Consider the following 15,728-nt stretch of genomic DNA (forward strand, 5'->3'; position numbering starts at 1 on the left):
CCCGCACGGAGCGTGATGCGGGAAGGGGGCATGGCCCGAACAGGGCATCTTTTCGTCACGCCCAGTGGTCGATGGCCGGTTTCGCGACGAGGACGACGACCGTGCCCAGGAACGCGACCCGCACGAGCCCCGCTCCGCGGCGCAGGCCCTGACCTGACGGAGATCTCGCGGGGAGCGGCGGGTGCGCGGCGGGCCTGCCGGTGGGTCAGCCGGTGGGCCAGCTGATCGGGCCGACCCGGGCACTGGTGCTCGACACCCTCGAACATCCTCGTACGACAACGCAGTTGGCCCGGCTGGTGCGGCTCACCGCGTCCACGGCGAGCCGGCACGCCACGGTCCTGCGAGAGGCGGGCCTCGTCTATTCGCTGCGGCGCGGCAACACCGTCCTGCACCGCCGCACCCCGCTGGGCGACGCCCTCATGCACGGGGCCCTGTGAGCCGCGCGTGCAGCTCGCGGGCCGAGGCGTCGGTGAGGGAGGCGATCTGGTCGACGACCACGCGCTTGCGGGCGCGGTCGTCGCCCGCCGTGTCGAACACGGCGCGGAACTGCGGGTCGAGACCGTCGGGCGCGCGGCGGGTGAGCGCCTCGGCGAGCTCCGCCACGACGATGCGCTGGTCGGCGCGGAGCCGCTCCTGCTGCGGGCGCTGCATCACGTACCGGTCGGCGACCGCCTTGAGGACCGCGCATTCGTACCGGGCCTCGCGCGGCACCACCAGTTCGGCCTCGTAGCGCGTGAGGCGGCCCGTGCCGTGGCGGGCGCGGGTGGCGCCCTCCGCGGCGAGGCAGAAGCGGCCGATGAGCTGGCTCGTCGCGTCCTTGAGGCGGGCCTGGGCAACGGCCGTGCCGTCGTAGCCGTGCGGCCACCACTCCTGGTCGAGGAGCCGGTCGAGCGCCGCCGCGAGCTCTTCGGGGTCCGTGTCCGCCGGTACGTAACGGCCGATCGCGACCGCGTAGATGTCACGGCGCTCGGGCTCCGCGTGCAGCATGTTCGGGTCGAGGTGGCCTGCGTGCAGCCCGTCCTCCAGGTCGTGCACCGAGTACGCGACGTCGTCCGACCAGTCCATGACCTGCGCCTCGAAGCAGGTCCTGCGCTCGGGTGACTCCTTGCGGATCCAGTCGAACACCGGGCGGTCGTCCTCGTACACACCGAACTTGGGCGAGGCCGGGTCGGTGGGGTGGCCGCCGCGAGGCCACGGGTACTTCGTCGCGGCGTCGAGCGCGGCGCGCGTGAGGTTCAGTCCTACGCTGACCAGCTCGTCCGCGTCGGCGCTGTGGACGAAGCGCTTGGGTTCGATACGTGTCAGCAGGCGCAGCGACTGCGCGTTCCCCTCGAAGCCGCCGCAGTCCTGCGCCACCTCGTTCAGCGCCTGTTCGCCGTTGTGCCCGAAGGGCGGGTGGCCCATGTCGTGCGAGAGGCAGGCCGTCTCGACGAGGTCCGGGTCGCAGCCGAGTGCCGCGCCGAGCTCCCGGCCCACCTGCGCGCATTCCAGGGAGTGCGTCAGCCGGGTGCGGGGGCTGGCGTCCCAGGCGCGGTTCATCGTGCCCGGGGTGACGACCTGGGTCTTGCCCGCGAGGCGGCGCAGCGCCGAGGAGTGCAGGACGCGGGCGCGGTCGCGCTGGAAGGCGGTGCGGCCGGGGCGTTTGTCGGGCTCGGGTGCCCAGCGCTCCACCGAGGCGGCGTCGTAGCCGGACGGGTCGATGGCGTGGGTCGGCGCGGTCGGAGCGGTCGGGTTCTTTGTTGTGGGTGTTTCGTGTTTCGCTGCGGGTGTCTCGTGCGTGCCTTCCATGGACTGACAGTAAGGGCATGCGGTGACAAACGGTCAGGCCGACGTGAGCTGCCTCAGTACGGGGGCGGTCGCCGGGAAGGCGAGGCTCCCGTCGTAGCGGTGGAGGAGGAGGCGGGCCATCGCCGTGTGCGCGCCGAGCGGGGCGGCGGCTATCCAGGGGGCGGCCTGCGCGCACTGGGTGGCGAAGCGGCCCGGCGCCGTGAAGTACGCGGCGACGGCGGCGCGGTGCCTTCCTCTGACGGCGAGGGCGCGCAGCGCGGCCGGGACGGTGGGGGCGGCGGCACTCGCGTAGGCGGGCACGACCGGGACGCCCAGCCGGTCGGCCAGGAGCGCGGCCGTGCGGGCCGTGTCGGCGGCCGAGTCGGGGTCGCGGGAGCCCGCCGCCGCGAGGACCACACCGCTGGTCCTGCGCGTGCGGGCGTCGGGGCGCGGGTCCCAGCCGGCCTCCACCAGGCGGGCGTACAGCGTTTCCACCAGGAGCGGGTGGGGGCCCAGCGGCGGGGCGACGCGGGCCGTCACGTGCGGGGCCGTGGACAGGGCTGCCGGGATGTCCTGCTTGACGTGGTAGCCGCGCGACAGGAGCAGCGGGACGAGGACGGCCCGGCCGGGGGCGAGGCCCGCGAGGGTGTCGGTCAGGAGCGGTTCGTTCAGCTCTATGTGGCCGAGGTGGACGGGGAGTCCCGGACGTTCCTCGCGCACCTTGTCGAGCAGGGCGTGGACCGTGGCGAGCGCCCTCGGGTCGCGGCTGCCGTGCGCCACGACGACCAGGGCGGGCGGGGCGGGCGGTGCCTGCGCGGGTGTGCGGCGGCTGCCGTCGAGCCGGACGTGGCTGAGCTGGGTGCCGAGCTGGCTGGTGATCCTGGTCATGAGTTGCGCCGTACTGTCGAGGTGGGCCGTGCCGGTGGGCTCGTCGCGCTGATGTTTCGACGCCGTCATGAATTGATCCTGGACGGGGGAGGTTGCGGCGTCGTTGCGGGGCGGTGACGGGTCGCTTCCCCGGGGCTCACCGGGTGTTCGGGCGGATGTGAGGTGGTCGGGGTCTCCGCTCGCCGCGTGAACCGGCCGGCGGAAACGTGCGTCCAGTCGTGCGACGACGTTTTCGAGCAGGGGTGGTCAGTGGTGCGGATCCGGTTGCCGCGTACGCGGCGGGAGTGGCGGCGGTTCGTACAGGGCGCGATGGCCGTGTGTGTGCTGGCGCTGTTGCCGGCGACGTGGCTGTTCGTCGTGACCGGGGACCGGCTGCGTACGGTCGACGATGCGCCGCGCACCGATGTCGCCGTGGTGTTCGGGGCCGGGCTGTGGGAGGGCGAGCCGTCGCCCTATCTCGCGCACCGGCTCGACGCGGCGGCCCAGCTCTACCGCGACGGGCGGATCCGGGTGGTTCTCGTGACCGGCGACAACAGCCGCGAGGACTACGACGAGCCCGACGCGATGCGGGCCTATCTGACCCGGCACGGGGTGCCCGGCAAGGCTGTCGTCAGCGACTACGCCGGGTTCGACACCTGGGACTCGTGCGTGCGGGCCAAGAAGATCTTCGGGGTCGACCGGGCCGTTCTGATCAGCCAGGACTTCCACATCCGGCGCGCGGTCGCCCTGTGCGAGGCCGCGGGCGTCTCGTCGTACGGCGTCGGTGTCGACGACCGGCACGACGTGACCTGGTATTACGGCGGGGCCCGGGAGGTGTTCGCGGCGGGTAAGGCCGTGGTCGATTCCGTGTTCCGGCCCGATCCCCGGTTTCTGGGCGACCGGGAGCCTGGGGTTCGGGAGGCTCTGGGGGTGGGGCGTCGCTGAGCGTCGCTCTGGGGTGCGGCGTCGCTGAGCGTCGCTCTGGGGGTACGGCCTCGCTGAGCGTCGCTCTGGGGGTACGGCCTCGCTGAGCGTCGCTCTGGGGGTACGGCCTCGCTGAGCGTCGCTCTGGGGTGCGGCGTCGCTGATGCGCCTCGTGTGTGGTGGGGCGGGGCCGCGGGGGTGTGTCCGTCCTCGCCATCGCGGCGCCTCCGCCCTGTGTCCCTTGACCGGCGCCCGCACCTCCGTGCTCCGGGCGGACACACCCCCACGTCCCCTCGCGACGGTTTCGCGGCTGATCCGCTGTGTCCTCACCCGCCCACCGGTACGGCGTCCGCTCGCGGCGGTTTCGCGGCTCATCCGCCGTTGTCCTCACCCGCCCACCGGTACGGCGTCCCCTCGCGACGGTTTCGCGGCTCATCCGCCGTTGTTCTCACTCGCCCGCCGGTGGCGCTAAGAGGGCGTCGTGTCTTGCGTGTAATCGGGCGTGGGCTGTCGCGTAACAGCGTGCGCGCAGGGTGAGCCCATGCTCACTGTCACGCCCACCCACTGCCCCTACTGCTCCCTCCAGTGCGGGATGAATCTCGTCCCTGCTGCCTCTGGTGCTGTCGAGGTCGAGGAGCGTGCCGGGTTTCCCGTCAACCGGGGCGCCCTGTGCGGGAAGGGGCGTACGGCCGCTGCCGTGCTGGCCCCCGGCGTGCGGCTGACCGGGCCGCTGGTCCGCAGGGGCGGCGCGCTGGAGCCGGCCTCGTGGGACGAGGCGCTCGGCCTGGTCGCCGAGGGGCTTTCCCGTACGCGTTCGGCTCATGGCCCAAACGCGTGCGGGGTCTTCGGCGGGGGCGGGCTCACCAACGAGAAGGCGTACGGGCTCGGGAAGTTCGCCCGGGTCGTGCTCGGGACCTCCCAGATCGACTACAACGGTCGGTTCTGCATGTCGTCCGCCGCGGCGGGGCAGCTCGCCGCGTTCGGGCTCGACCGCGGGCTGCCGTTCCCCCTGGAAGACATTCCGCGTACGGGATGTGTGGTCCTCGTCGGGTCGAACATGGCCGAGACCATGCCCCCCGCGGTCCGCTATCTGAACGAACTGCGGGAGAACGGCGGCACACTGGTCGTCATCGACCCCCGCCGCACGCGCACCGCCGAGCTCGCCGACCTCCATCTCGCGCCCCGGCCCGGGACCGATCTCGCCCTGGCCCTCGGGATGCTGCATTTGGTGGTGACCGAGGGGCGGGTCGACGAGGAGTTCGTGCGCGCCCGGACGCAGGGCTGGGAGGACGCGCGGGCCGCCGTGATGGCGCACTGGCCCGAGTACGTGGAGCGCGTGACCGGGGTCGCCGTGCCTCAACTGCGCGAGGCCGTGCGGATGTTCTGCGAGCCCGAGGCCGCCATGGTGCTCACCGCGCGCGGGCCCGAGCAGCAGTCCAAGGGCACCGACACCGTGAGCGCCTGGATCAACCTGTGCCTCGCGACCGGGCGCGCCGGGCGGCCCCTCTCCGGGTACGGGTGCCTGACCGGGCAGGGCAACGGGCAGGGCGGGCGCGAGCACGGGCAGAAGGCCGACCAGCTGCCCGGGTACCGCAAGCTGACCGACCCGGCGGCGCGTGCGCATGTGGCCGGCGTGTGGGGCGTGGACCCCGACTCCCTTCCCGGCCCCGGCCGTTCCGCGTACGAGCTGCTCGACGCTCTGGGGCGGGATGTACGGGCGCTGCTGGTCATGGGGTCGAACCCGGTCGTGTCCGCGCCGCGCGCCGCGCATGTGGAGGAGCGGTTGCGGTCGCTCGACTTCCTGGCCGTGGCGGATGTGGTGCTTTCCGAGACCGCCGCTCTCGCCGATGTGGTGCTGCCCGTGACCCAGTGGGCCGAGGAGACGGGGACGGTGACCAGTCTGGAGGGGCGCGTGCTGCTGCGCCGCCGGGCGCTCGCGCCGCCGGATGGCGTGAAGACCGATCTGGAGGTGCTGCGCGAGCTGTCCTGCCTGCTGGGGGTGGAGAAAGGCTTCCCGTCCGATCCGGAGGAGGTCTTCGATGAGCTGCGGCGAGCCTCGGAGGGGGGAGCTGCGGATTACGCGGGGATCTCCTATCGGCGGCTCGTCGAGGAGGACGGGGTGTTCTGGCCCTGTCCGGAAGAGGAACATCCCGGGACGCCCCGGCTCTTCCTGGAACGGTTCGCCACCGAGGACGGGCGGGCCCGCTTCGCCGCCGTCTCGCATCGTGCGGCCGCCGAGGAGCCGGACGCCGAGTTCCCGGTCCATCTGACGACGGGGCGCGTCGTGTCGCAGTACCAGTCGGGTGCGCAGACCCGGCGCGTGGCCGAACTGAACGCCGCCGCGCCCGGCCCCTTCGTGGAGCTGCATCCGCGGCTCGCCGCGCGGATCGGAGTGGCGGAGGGCGAGCCTGTCGCCGTCGTCTCCCGGCGCGGGCGGGCCGAGGCGCCCGCCCGTATCACCGCGGGCATCCGGCCCGACACGGTGTTCATGCCGTTCCACTGGCCAGGCGCCGGGCGCGCCAATAACCTGACCAACCCCGCGCTCGATCCGACGTCCCGGATGCCGGAGTTCAAGGTGTGCGCGGTACGGGTCGAGGCGGCCGGCACCGGCTCCGGTGACCGCCCTGGCGGTGTGGTTCAAGTTTGAAACATGGCGGCCGGGCGGTTAGCTTGAGGGTAGCTTGAAAGTTCAAGCATATCGATTTCCGAGTCAGGAGACCCCCACGTGACCTCTCTCGCGAACCAGCTCGGCCCGCTCCGCGCGCCCGGCACCCCCACCCCTGCCGCGCCCGCCCACGCCTATGACCTCGGCCTTCTCGTACTGCGCCTCGCCCTCGGCCTGACCATGGCCGCGCACGGCGCACAGAAGCTCTTCGGCTGGTTCGGCGGGGGCGGGATCGACGGCACCGGGCAGTTCTTCGCCGCCTCCGGCTACCCGTCACCGAAGGCGTTCGCCGCGGTCGCCGGGCTCAGCGAGACCCTCGGCGGGCTCGGCCTCGCGCTCGGCCTGCTCACCCCGCTGGCCGCCGCGGCCGTGGCCGGCACCCTGGTCAACGCCATCGCCGTGAAGTGGGGCGGCGGATTCTTCGCGCCGCAGGGCATCGAGTACGAGCTCCTGATCGCACTCGGCGCGGTGGCGCTCGCCCTGACCGGCCCCGGGCGCATCGCCGTCGACCGCTTCCTGCCGGGGCTGCGGTCCCACCGCCTCGGATACGGCGTCGGCGCCGTGGCGCTCGGTGTGGTGGTGGCGGTGATCACTCTGCTGCTGCGTAAGTGAGGCCGTGAATCGGTGAGTTGGTCAGCCGGTTGGGCGGTTGCTGGTCAGCCGGTTGGCTGGTCAGCTGGTTGGCCGGTCAGCTGGTTGGCCGGTTGGCCGGTTGGCCGGTTGGCCGGTTGGCCGGTTGGCCGGTTGGCCGGTTGGCCGGTTGATTGTGGGCCGGCCAGCTGGCGCGCTGGTCGGTTGTGAGCCGGTGAGTCATGGTGGCCCGGGTGCTGACGCGCTCGGGCCGTCGGGCTTTCCGGCTCATGCCATCAGGCCCCGCCCGTCTCCCCCTCGATCCACGCGAGGTACGCGGCGCTCCCCCGTACCACCGGTGTCGCGATGATCTCCGGAGTGTCGTAGTCGTGCGCCTCCAACAGCCATGACTCCAGAGCCTCGTAGCCGTCGGCCGTGGTCTTGAGGAGCACCTGCCATTCCTGGGCGGTCTCCGTGTTGCCCTGCCAGCGGTAGACCGAGGTGACCGGGCCCGCGATCTGGGCGCAGGCCGCCAGGCGCGCTTCGACCGCTCCCGCGGCCAGGGTGCGGGCCTTGGCCTCGTCGTCGGTCGTGGTGAGGACCGTCAGGGCCAGTGCGTTCATGTCCGTTCCTTTCGCGGGCCGTGCACTCCTGATTCTGCACGTGAACACCTATTCACAGCTCCGCCACAGAGGCGCTATGGACATGACATGTCATGGACCCTTAAACCTGAGACGTCATCAGCGTGACCCCCCTCAGCGCGCCCGCGCGCCGTCACTAGGAGCCCGATGAGACCTTCCCGGACCACATCGCGACTCACCACCGCCGGCATAGCCACGGCGACCGCCACCCTGCTGGCCGCCGCCCTCGCCCCCACCGCGGGCGCCGACACCGCCCCGCCCACCCGGGCCGACGCCGTCCGGAACGCCGCGGCCGTGCTGGACTCGGTGGCCGGAGACCTCGGGCTCACCTCGGCTCAGGGCACCTCCGTGCGGGACGTCGTCGTCGACCCGGACGGCACCCAGCACGTGCGCTACAACCGCACCTTCCGCAAGCTCCCCGTTCTCGGCGGCGACTTCGTCGTCCACCTGAACCGCGCCGGCGGCTACCGCTCGGCGAACCGCGCGGTCCGCGGCGACCTCGCCGTGCCGAGCGTGACGCCGGCGCTCCCCGCCCCGAAGGCCGCCGACCTCGCCGCCTCCGCGCTGCGTGCCGCCAACCCGGGCGAGCTCCTGCGCAAGGTCGTCGCCAAGCCCGCGCTCGTCGTGGACGCGCTGCACGGCGCGCCGAAGCTGGCCTGGCGCACCGACGCCGCCGGCAAGGACTCGCTCGGCAACCCGGTCGCCCGTGTCGTCCTCACCGACGCCACCACCGGCAAGCAGATCGACGCCTGGGACAGCATCGAGACCGCGACCGGCGACGGGAAGTCCCTCTACGCGGGCACGGTGCCGCTGGAGACGACCCAGTCCGGGTCGACGTACCAGCTCAAGGACCCGACGCGGGGCGGCACCTACTCGGGTGACGCGCAGAACAAGACCGACGGCTGCATCCTGACCATCTGCTGGAGCCGCGCTCCCGCGGTGGTGTTCACCGACGCCGACAACCACTGGGGCACCGGCGCGAACGCCGACCGCTCGTCCGCCGCCGTGGACGCCCAGTACGGGACCGACACGACGTGGGACTACTACAAGAACGTCCACGGCCGTAACGGCATCGGCGGCGACGGCAAGGGCTCGTACAACCGCGTCCACTACGGCAGCAACTACAACAACGCCTTCTGGGACGACACCTGCTTCTGCATGACGTACGGCGACGGTGACGGCTCGACGTTCGGGCCGCTCGTGGCGCTCGACGTCGCCGGGCACGAGATGTCGCACGGTGTCACGTCGAAGACGGCGGGGCTCACCTACTCGGGCGAGTCCGGCGGCCTGAACGAGGCGACGTCCGACATCTTCGGCACGCTCGTCGAGTTCTACGCGAACAACGCGTCCGACCCGGGCGACTGGCTCATCGGCGAGAAGATCGTGAAGCCCGGCTTCGGTCAGCCGGCGCTGCGCTTCATGGACAAGCCCAGCAAGGACGGCAACTCCGCGGACTGCTGGAGCTCGTCGGTCGGCAACCTCGACGTGCACTACTCGTCCGGGGTCGCCAACCACTTCGCGTACCTGCTCGCCGAGGGCAGCGGGCCGAAGGTCATCGGCGGCGTCCAGCACAACAGCACGACGTGCAACGGTTCGACGCTGAGCGGCATCGGCAAGGACAAGCTCGGCAAGATCTGGTACCGGGCCCTGACCGTCTACATGACGTCCTCGACGAACTACGCGGGCGCCCGCACGGCGACGCTCAGCGCGGCGAAGGACCTGTACGGGGCCGGCAGCGCGGAGTACGCCGCCGTGGCCGCGACCTGGTCGGCCGTGTCCGTGGGCTGACATCGCACCTGTGTGAGTGAGGGTCCCCGCCGCCGACGGCCGCGGGGACCTTCGTCCGTCCGGTCTCAACCGCCGTACGGGCGCACTTCCTTCGCCTCCCGTAGGGCCTTCGCCCACCACGCCAGCTGGTCGAGCATCGACTTCGCCGCGGCGGCCGGCGCCTCGGGGTCGCGATGGGCGCCGGACGCGTCGAAGTGGCTGCCCGCGTTGGCGAAGGAGACGGTGTCCCTGACCGTGACGGCATGCAGCTCGGCGAAGACGGTGCGCAGGTGCTCGACCGCGCGCAGACCGCCGGAGATCCCGCCGTAGGAGACGAAGCCGACGGGCTTGGCCTGCCATTCGGCGTGGTGCCAGTCGACGACGTTCTTGAGGGACGCCGGGTAGGAGTGGTTGTACTCGGGCGTGAGGACGACGAAGGCGTCGGCCGCGGCCAGCTTCGGGGTGACCTTGGCCAGCTCGGCCCGCACCTCGGCGGACGGGTCGTAGGAGAGCGCGGTGGGCAGGTCGGTGGCGGCTACGTCGATCACGTCGACGGCGAAGTCGGGGCGCTCCCCGAGCAGGGACATGAGCCAGTCGGCGACGACAGGGCCGAAGCGGCCCTCGCGGTTGCTGCCGATGACGACGGCGACCCTGACGGGGGCCTCGGTGGGGGCGGAAACGGGGGCGGCGGACGGTGCGGCTGTGGTGTTCATGGGGTAAGCCTCGTACCTGAAGTTTGGTTGAGGTCAAGCGGACGCCACGAGGGTCCTGTCACCCGTTCACCGGCGCCGGCCCTCCCTGCGGGTTCTTTTCTTCGACACGCCGGTGACCTGCTGGAACATCCCTGCCGGAGTGATAGGTGACGCCCTTTCACCAGTTTTCTGATGGTGCATCAGGAGGCGTTCCGGGGCGAGTGCCACTTACCTCGGTAGGGCAGGGGCGTGACCGACGCAGCGGCACTTGGGGGTGCCGCGGGCCGTGCCCCCCTCGGAGGAGCACGACACGATGCGCACATCCCGCCTGCTGACCGCTGCCGCGCTCGCCGCGGCCGCCGCGGCAGTGACCACCGCGCCCGCGTACGCCGGCCCGGGCGGCCTCGCGGTGTACCCGGCGAGCGCCACCGCGGGCGCCACGGTCACCGTCAACACCACCGCGTGCGGCGCGACCCGCATCGCCGCCGGGGACGCGAGCGCGGTCGGCGCGGGCACCTTCATGCTCGCCCCGGGCACGCATACGAAGGACGCCGAGGGGCGGTTCCAGGTGCCTCCGTCGGCGCCGCCCGGAACGTACGAGATCGTCGCGAAGTGCTCCGGCGGCGGGCAGGTGACGGGCGATCTGATCGTCGCGCTCGCCTCCTCACCGGACCAGGTCCATCCGATGGGCCATGTGAAGACGGGGGTCGGCGGCGCACTCGGCACCGACCCCGTGAAGACCGCGGCGGGAGTGGCAGCGCTTGCCGTCGCCGCCGCGGGCGGTACCTGGCTCCTGCATCGCCGGGCGAGAGGCGAAGGAATCTGACGGGCGCCGGACGGACGACCTCCGCTGTCCCTCCGGCCCTCTGGTACCGCTGTCCTCTCCTCCCCCGGCCTCTCACCCCCTCGCGCGGCCGGGGGAGGAAGGCGACCGCCACCCACTTCGACCTGGAGAAGCCGATGCCGCAGGCGCCCCGCCGAAGAGTCAGTAGCGGACTCATAGCCGCGGTCACCGCTCTCGCCCTGTGTCTGGGCGCCTGGCTGCTGCACCAGGGCACCGAGACGCAAGGACCGCCGCAGCCGTCCGCCGCGCAGGCCGCGTCCGCGCACCCCGGCACCGGCCACGAGCCGCCCGGCGCGGCCCCCCTCTCCTCCTCGCCGCCCGACCGCATCCGCATCCCCTCGATCCAGGTGGACGCGCCACTCATGGGACTCGGCCTGACCCCGCAGGGCAGCCTGGACGTCCCGCCGCCGCAGGAGAAGAACCTGGCCGGCTGGTACGAGGCCGGGACCGCGCCCGGCGTCCGCGGCACGGCGGTCGTGGCCGGCCACGTCGACAACACCGACGGTCCCGCCGTCTTCTACGACCTGGGCGCCCTCACCAAGGGCCGCACCATCGAGGTCGACCGCCGCGACGGCTCCGTCGCCTTGTTCACCGTCGACGCCGTCGAGGTCTACGACGCCAGCGCCTTCCCCGATCAGAAGGTGTACGGCGCTGCAGACCGGCCCGAGCTGCGCGTCATCACCTGTGGCGGCGGCTACTCGAAGCAGACCGGCTACCGGGGCAACGTCGTGGTGTTCGCACATCTGACAGGCAGCCGCTGAGCCCTCACACCGACGCCCCTCGCGCGCTGAGCGCAGCGTTCCCCGCGGGAAACGGGAGGGATGCGGCCGGGTAACACCGGCCCCGCAGGCTGCCGTGCATGACCTTTTCGACGGACACCGGACGTGTGGTGGTGATCGGCACCGGCCTCGCCGGTACCCGGCTCGCCCGGCGCCTGGGCTCGGCCGCCGTACTCATCGGCGAGGAGGCGCACACCCCGTACAACAGGGTGCTGCTCGCCGAGGTCCTCGCGGGCAGCTACGGCGCCGACGTCATCGCGCTGCCCCGCCACACCGGAACCCACCTGCGGACCCGCGCTGTCCGCATCGACCGCGCCGAGCGTGTGGTGCGCTGCGAGGACGGCTCCGACGTCCCGTACGACACCCTCGTGCTCGCCACCGGATCGAACCCGGTCCTGCCGCCCCTGCGCGGCCTGTTCGCGCCGGGCGCGGCGGAGCTGCCGGGCGGGGTGCACGCCTTCCGCACCCTGGACGACTGTCTGGCCCTGTCGCGGGCGGTGGCTCCCGGTGTGCGCGCCGTCGTCGTCGGCGGCGGGCTCCTCGGGGTGTCCGCGGCCCGTGCGCTCGCCCTTCGCGGCGCCCAGGTGGTGCTCACACAGCAGTCCGAGCGCCTGATGGAGCGCCAGCTCGACCCGCGGTCCTCGCACCTGGTGCACGAGCACCTCACCGCGCTCGGCGTCGAGGTGCACACGCAGTGCCGGGTACGGGGCGTGGGCGTCGTCGACGGGGCGGTCCGCCGCGTCGAGCTCGCCGACGGCTATGTCCTCGGCACGGATCTGACGGTCCTCGCGTGCGGGGTGCGCCCCCGGACCGGCCTCGCGGCGGCGGCCGGGCTCGACGTGCGCGAGGGGATCGTCGTCGACGACGAGCTGCGCACGTCGGACCCCCGCGTCCGCGCGATCGGGGACTGTGCCCAGCACGCGGGCCGCGTCTACGGGCTCGCGACCCCGGCCGTCGAACAGGCAGACGCGCTCGCCGAGAACCTGCTGTCCGGGCGGCGGCGCCCCTACGCGGGCACCCGCACCCTCACCCGGCTGACCCTGCCGCACGAGGCCGGGCCGCTCGACCTCGCGGCGTTCGGCGAGCCCGAGGCGCTGCCCGGTGACGACGTCGTGCAGCTCGCCGACGCCACCCGCGGCACGTACCGCAAGGTCGTCGTCCGCGGTGACCGGCTCGTCGGCGGTGTCCTGGTCGGCGAGCTCGGCACGGTCGGGGCGCTGGCCCGGGCCTGGGAGGCCGACGACCCGCTGCCCGACGACGGCGCACCCCTGCTCCACCTGCTCACTCACGACGGAGGCCTCTGAGATGCCCACCATGCCCACACTCGTACTCGTCGGCCACGGCATGGTCGGCCAGCGCTTCCTCGAGGCCCTGGCCGAGCGCGGTCTCACGGACACGCACCGCGTCGTCGTGCTGTGCGAGGAGCCGCGCCCCGCCTACGACCGGGTCCAGCTCACCTCGTACTTCTCGGGCCGCACCCCGGACGAACTCTCACTCACGGACGCCGGGTTCATCGCCCGGCACGGCATCGAGCTGCGCCTCGGGGACCCGGCCGAGCACATCGACCGCGCAACGCGGACGGTCACGGCACGCTCGGGTCTCCAGGTCACGTACGACACCCTCGTCCTCGCGACCGGCTCCTACCCGTTCGTGCCGCCCGTGCCCGGCAAGGACGCGACGGGCTGTTTCGTGTACCGCACGATCGAGGACCTCCTCGCGATCGAGGAGTACGCGAAGCGGCGCGCCACGACCGGCGCGGTGGTGGGCGGCGGGCTGCTCGGCCTGGAGGCGGCCGGCGCCCTGCGCGGCCTCGGCCTCGACACGCACGTCGTGGAGTTCGCGCCGCGTCTGATGCCGGTGCAGGTCGACGAGGGCGGCGGCGCTGCCCTCCTGCGCACCATCACGGGCATGGGCCTGAGCGTCCACACGGGCGTCGGCACGCAGGAGATCCTGACCGGCGGCGAGGACGGCGCGGTGCGCGCCATGAAGCTGTCGGACGGCTCGGAGCTCGCGACGGACCTGGTGGTGTTCTCGGCGGGTGTACGGCCGCGCGACCAGCTCGCCCGCGACATGGGGCTCACGGTCGGTGAGCGTGGCGGCATCACCGTCGACGAGCGGTGCCGCACCAGCGACCCGGCCGTCTACGCGATCGGCGAGTGCGCGCAGGCCGTGGACGGCCGCGTGTACGGCCTGGTCGCGCCGGGCTACGAGATGGCGCAGACGGTGGCCGCCTCGATCGCCTCGCAGGACGGGCGGTTCACCGGTGCCGATCTGTCGACGAAGCTGAAGCTGCTCGGCGTGGACGTGGCGTCGTTCGGCGACGCGCACGGCGCGGCCGACGGCTGCCTCGACGTCGTCTACTCGGACTCGCGCTCGGGCACGTACAAGAAGCTCGTCGTGGGCCCGGAGGGGGAGCTGCTCGGCGGGATCCTGGTCGGGGACGCGGAGACGTACGGGATGCTGCGCGCGCTGACCGGTTCGGTGCCGCCCGTGGCGCCCGAGCAGCTGGTGCTGCCCGCCGGTGCGGGGGCGCCGGTGGCGCTCGGCCCGGAGGCACTGCCCGGCGACGCGGTGATCTGCTCCTGCCACAACGTCACCAAGGAGGCGATCCAGGCACACGCCACGCTGCCCGAGGTGAAGAAGTGCACCAAGGCCGGTACGGGCTGCGGCAGTTGCGTGAAGCTGATCGGCCAGCTCCTCCCGCAGAGCGGCGACAAGGGCCTGTGCGGCTGCTTCCCGCACACCCGCGCCGAGCTGTACGAGATCGTCCGGGTCAAGCGGATCGCGTCGTACGCGGAGCTGCTCGACGCGCACGGGCGGGACGGCGCGCGCGGCGGCGAGGGGTGCGAGGTGTGCAAGCCGACTGTCGGCTCGATCATCGCTTCGCTCGCCCCGACGATCGGCGCCGAGGGCCATGTCCTCGACGGCGAGCAGGCGGCGCTCCAGGACACGAACGACCACTTCCTCGCCAACCTCCAGAAGAACGGCTCCTATTCGGTCGTGCCCCGCATCCCCGGCGGCGAGGTCACCCCGGAGAAACTGATCGTGATCGGCGAGGTGGCGCGCGACTTCGGCCTCTACACAAAGATCACCGGGGGTCAGCGGATCGACCTGTTCGGTGCGCGGGTCGAGCAACTGCCGCTGATCTGGGCTCGATTGGTGGACGCCGGTTTCGAGTCGGGCCACGCGTACGGCAAGGCACTGCGGACGGTGAAGTCGTGCGTGGGTCAGACGTGGTGCCGCTACGGCGTCCAGGACTCGGTACGCATGGCGATCGACCTGGAGCTGCGCTACCGCGGTCTGCGGGCGCCGCACAAGCTGAAGTCGGCCGTGTCGGGCTGCGGGCGCGAGTGCGCGGAGGCCCAGTCGAAGGACTTCGGGGTGATCGCCACGGCCAACGGCTGGAACCTGTACGTGGGCGGCAACGGCGGCGCGACCCCACGCCACGCGGACCTCCTCGCGCAGGACCTGTCCGACGCCGAGCTGATCCGGCTGATCGACCGGTTCCTGATGTTCTACATCCGCACGGCCGACCGTCTGGAGCGTACGGCGGGCTGGCTGGAGCGGATCGAGGGCGGCCTCGATCACGTACGGGACGTCGTCGTGCACGACTCCCTCGGCCTCTGCGACGAGCTGGAGGCCCTGATGGCCGACCACGTCGCGCACTACCGCGACGAGTGGGCCGACACCATCAACGACCCGGAGCGCCTGGAGCGCTTCGTGTCCTTCGTGAACGCGCCCGACGCGCCGGACCCGCTGGTGCGGTTCGTCCCGGAGCGCGACCAGATCAAGCCCGACCTGCCCCTGCTGTCCATCGGCTCCCGCCCCCTGGAAGGATCGGTGACGTCATGACCGTCGCTCCCGAGAAGACCGCCGTGATGGTGCAACTCCACCTGGAGGACGCCTGGTTCACGGTCTGCGAACTGGCCCGGCTGACCCCGGGCCGCGGGGTCGCGGCGCTGCTCCCCGACGGCCGGCAGGCCGCCGTGTTCCTGGACCGCACGGGCCGCCTCTACGCGGTCGGCAACCGTGACCCGTTCACGGGCGCCGCGGTCCTCTCGCGCGGCCTGATCGGCTCGGCCGAGGGCCGCCCGTTCGTCGCGTCGCCGCTGCTCAAGCAGCGGTTCGACCTGGAGAGCGGCGCGTGCCTCGACGACGAGGCGTACGCCGTCGCCACGTACGCCGTGCAGACCACGCCGGGCATCAACTGAC

Annotated in this window: 14 protein-coding genes; 10 read left to right on the top strand and 4 right to left on the bottom strand. The window is 72.5% G+C overall.

The features are described from left to right. Positions 1-212 precede the first annotated feature (212 nt). A complete protein-coding gene (locus tag ACWFR4_RS03830; RefSeq protein WP_453650583.1) occupies positions 213-437 on the top strand; it encodes an ArsR/SmtB family transcription factor in 225 nt (74 codons plus the stop codon). Here the strand turns inward: ACWFR4_RS03830 and ACWFR4_RS03835 are convergent. Both ACWFR4_RS03835 and ACWFR4_RS03840 read right to left on the bottom strand, forming a co-directional pair. Continuing rightward, the gene (locus tag ACWFR4_RS03835; protein WP_453650585.1) at positions 418-1,788 is read right to left on the bottom strand and encodes a deoxyguanosinetriphosphate triphosphohydrolase; all 1,371 of its coding nucleotides are present in this window, start codon (positions 1,786-1,788) and stop codon (positions 418-420) included. The genes ACWFR4_RS03830 and ACWFR4_RS03835 overlap by 20 nt on opposite strands. Positions 1,789-1,821: 33 nt before the next feature. Further along, positions 1,822-2,724 (bottom strand): sirohydrochlorin chelatase, encoded by a 903-nt coding sequence (locus tag ACWFR4_RS03840; RefSeq protein ID WP_453650587.1) that lies wholly within the window; start codon positions 2,722-2,724, stop codon positions 1,822-1,824. Positions 2,725-2,964: 240 nt separating this feature from the next. Here ACWFR4_RS03840 and ACWFR4_RS03845 point away from each other — a divergent pair, with 240 nt between their 5' ends. The 3 genes from ACWFR4_RS03845 to ACWFR4_RS03855 all read left to right on the top strand — a co-directional run bounded on the left by ACWFR4_RS03845 (position 2,965) and on the right by ACWFR4_RS03855 (position 6,835). Further along, the gene (locus ACWFR4_RS03845; protein WP_453650652.1) at positions 2,965-3,579 is read left to right on the top strand and encodes a SanA/YdcF family protein; all 615 of its coding nucleotides are present in this window, start codon (positions 2,965-2,967) and stop codon (positions 3,577-3,579) included. Between the two features lie 520 nt (positions 3,580-4,099). Then, a complete protein-coding gene (locus ACWFR4_RS03850) occupies positions 4,100-6,205 on the top strand; it encodes a molybdopterin oxidoreductase family protein (RefSeq protein WP_453650589.1) in 2,106 nt (701 codons plus the stop codon). A gap of 78 nt (positions 6,206-6,283) precedes the next feature. Further along, on the top strand, positions 6,284-6,835 hold the full coding sequence (locus ACWFR4_RS03855) for a DoxX family protein (RefSeq protein ID WP_453458041.1): 552 nt from the start codon (positions 6,284-6,286) through the stop codon (positions 6,833-6,835). A 254-nt stretch (positions 6,836-7,089) separates the two neighbouring features. On the opposite strand, the gene cutA is transcribed toward ACWFR4_RS03855, so the two are convergent. Next, positions 7,090-7,416 carry a divalent-cation tolerance protein CutA gene (gene cutA / locus ACWFR4_RS03860; protein ID WP_453650591.1) on the bottom strand — a complete coding sequence of 109 codons (327 nt, stop codon included), beginning with the start codon at positions 7,414-7,416 and terminating at the stop codon, positions 7,090-7,092. 165 nt (positions 7,417-7,581) lie between these two features. On the opposite strand from cutA, the gene ACWFR4_RS03865 reads away from it, so the two are divergent. Continuing rightward, positions 7,582-9,222, top strand: a complete 1,641-nt coding sequence (locus tag ACWFR4_RS03865) for a M4 family metallopeptidase (RefSeq protein WP_453650592.1) — start codon at positions 7,582-7,584, stop codon at positions 9,220-9,222. Between the two features lie 65 nt (positions 9,223-9,287). On the opposite strand, the gene ACWFR4_RS03870 is transcribed toward ACWFR4_RS03865, so the two are convergent. Continuing rightward, positions 9,288-9,914 (bottom strand): NADPH-dependent FMN reductase, encoded by a 627-nt coding sequence (locus ACWFR4_RS03870; RefSeq protein ID WP_453458050.1) that lies wholly within the window; start codon positions 9,912-9,914, stop codon positions 9,288-9,290. Between the two features lie 292 nt (positions 9,915-10,206). Between ACWFR4_RS03870 and ACWFR4_RS03875 the strand changes: the two genes are divergently transcribed. The 5 genes from ACWFR4_RS03875 to nirD all read left to right on the top strand — a co-directional run bounded on the left by ACWFR4_RS03875 (position 10,207) and on the right by nirD (position 15,727). Then, positions 10,207-10,719 carry a hypothetical protein gene (locus ACWFR4_RS03875; protein WP_453650594.1) on the top strand — a complete coding sequence of 171 codons (513 nt, stop codon included), beginning with the start codon at positions 10,207-10,209 and terminating at the stop codon, positions 10,717-10,719. Between the two features lie 134 nt (positions 10,720-10,853). Next, entirely contained in the window at positions 10,854-11,498 is a 645-nt protein-coding gene (locus tag ACWFR4_RS03880; RefSeq protein WP_453650596.1) for a class F sortase, read from the top strand. A 98-nt stretch (positions 11,499-11,596) separates the two neighbouring features. Further along, on the top strand, positions 11,597-12,820 hold the full coding sequence (locus ACWFR4_RS03885) for an NAD(P)/FAD-dependent oxidoreductase (RefSeq protein WP_453650598.1): 1,224 nt from the start codon (positions 11,597-11,599) through the stop codon (positions 12,818-12,820). A gap of 1 nt (position 12,821) precedes the next feature. After that, complete coding sequence (gene nirB, locus ACWFR4_RS03890; RefSeq protein WP_453650600.1) at positions 12,822-15,368, top strand: nitrite reductase large subunit NirB; 2,547 nt, start codon at positions 12,822-12,824, stop codon at positions 15,366-15,368. Continuing rightward, a complete protein-coding gene (nirD, locus tag ACWFR4_RS03895; RefSeq protein ID WP_453458065.1) occupies positions 15,365-15,727 on the top strand; it encodes a nitrite reductase small subunit NirD in 363 nt (120 codons plus the stop codon). The genes nirB and nirD overlap by 4 nt, the downstream gene beginning before the upstream one ends. Position 15,728: the final 1 nt, after the last annotated feature.

This window comes from Streptomyces sp. NPDC055140 (genome assembly GCF_053607285.1).

Excerpts from the sequence above, each read along its gene's own strand:
- ACWFR4_RS03880 (WP_453650596.1), top strand. The coding sequence starts at position 10,854 with ATGCCGCAGGCGCCCCGCCGAAGAGTCAGTAGCGGACTCATAGCCGCG.
- ACWFR4_RS03835 (WP_453650585.1), bottom strand. The coding sequence starts at position 1,788 with ATGGAAGGCACGCACGAGACACCCGCAGCGAAACACGAAACACCCACA.
- nirD (WP_453458065.1), top strand. The coding sequence starts at position 15,365 with ATGACCGTCGCTCCCGAGAAGACCGCCGTGATGGTGCAACTCCACCTG.
- nirB (WP_453650600.1), top strand. The coding sequence starts at position 12,822 with ATGCCCACCATGCCCACACTCGTACTCGTCGGCCACGGCATGGTCGGC.
- ACWFR4_RS03840 (WP_453650587.1), bottom strand. The coding sequence starts at position 2,724 with ATGACGGCGTCGAAACATCAGCGCGACGAGCCCACCGGCACGGCCCAC.
- ACWFR4_RS03885 (WP_453650598.1), top strand. The coding sequence starts at position 11,597 with ATGACCTTTTCGACGGACACCGGACGTGTGGTGGTGATCGGCACCGGC.
- ACWFR4_RS03865 (WP_453650592.1), top strand. The coding sequence starts at position 7,582 with ATGAGACCTTCCCGGACCACATCGCGACTCACCACCGCCGGCATAGCC.
- ACWFR4_RS03850 (WP_453650589.1), top strand. The coding sequence starts at position 4,100 with ATGCTCACTGTCACGCCCACCCACTGCCCCTACTGCTCCCTCCAGTGC.
- cutA (WP_453650591.1), bottom strand. The coding sequence starts at position 7,416 with ATGAACGCACTGGCCCTGACGGTCCTCACCACGACCGACGACGAGGCC.
- ACWFR4_RS03845 (WP_453650652.1), top strand. The coding sequence starts at position 2,965 with ATGGCCGTGTGTGTGCTGGCGCTGTTGCCGGCGACGTGGCTGTTCGTC.
- ACWFR4_RS03875 (WP_453650594.1), top strand. The coding sequence starts at position 10,207 with ATGCGCACATCCCGCCTGCTGACCGCTGCCGCGCTCGCCGCGGCCGCC.
- ACWFR4_RS03870 (WP_453458050.1), bottom strand. The coding sequence starts at position 9,914 with ATGAACACCACAGCCGCACCGTCCGCCGCCCCCGTTTCCGCCCCCACC.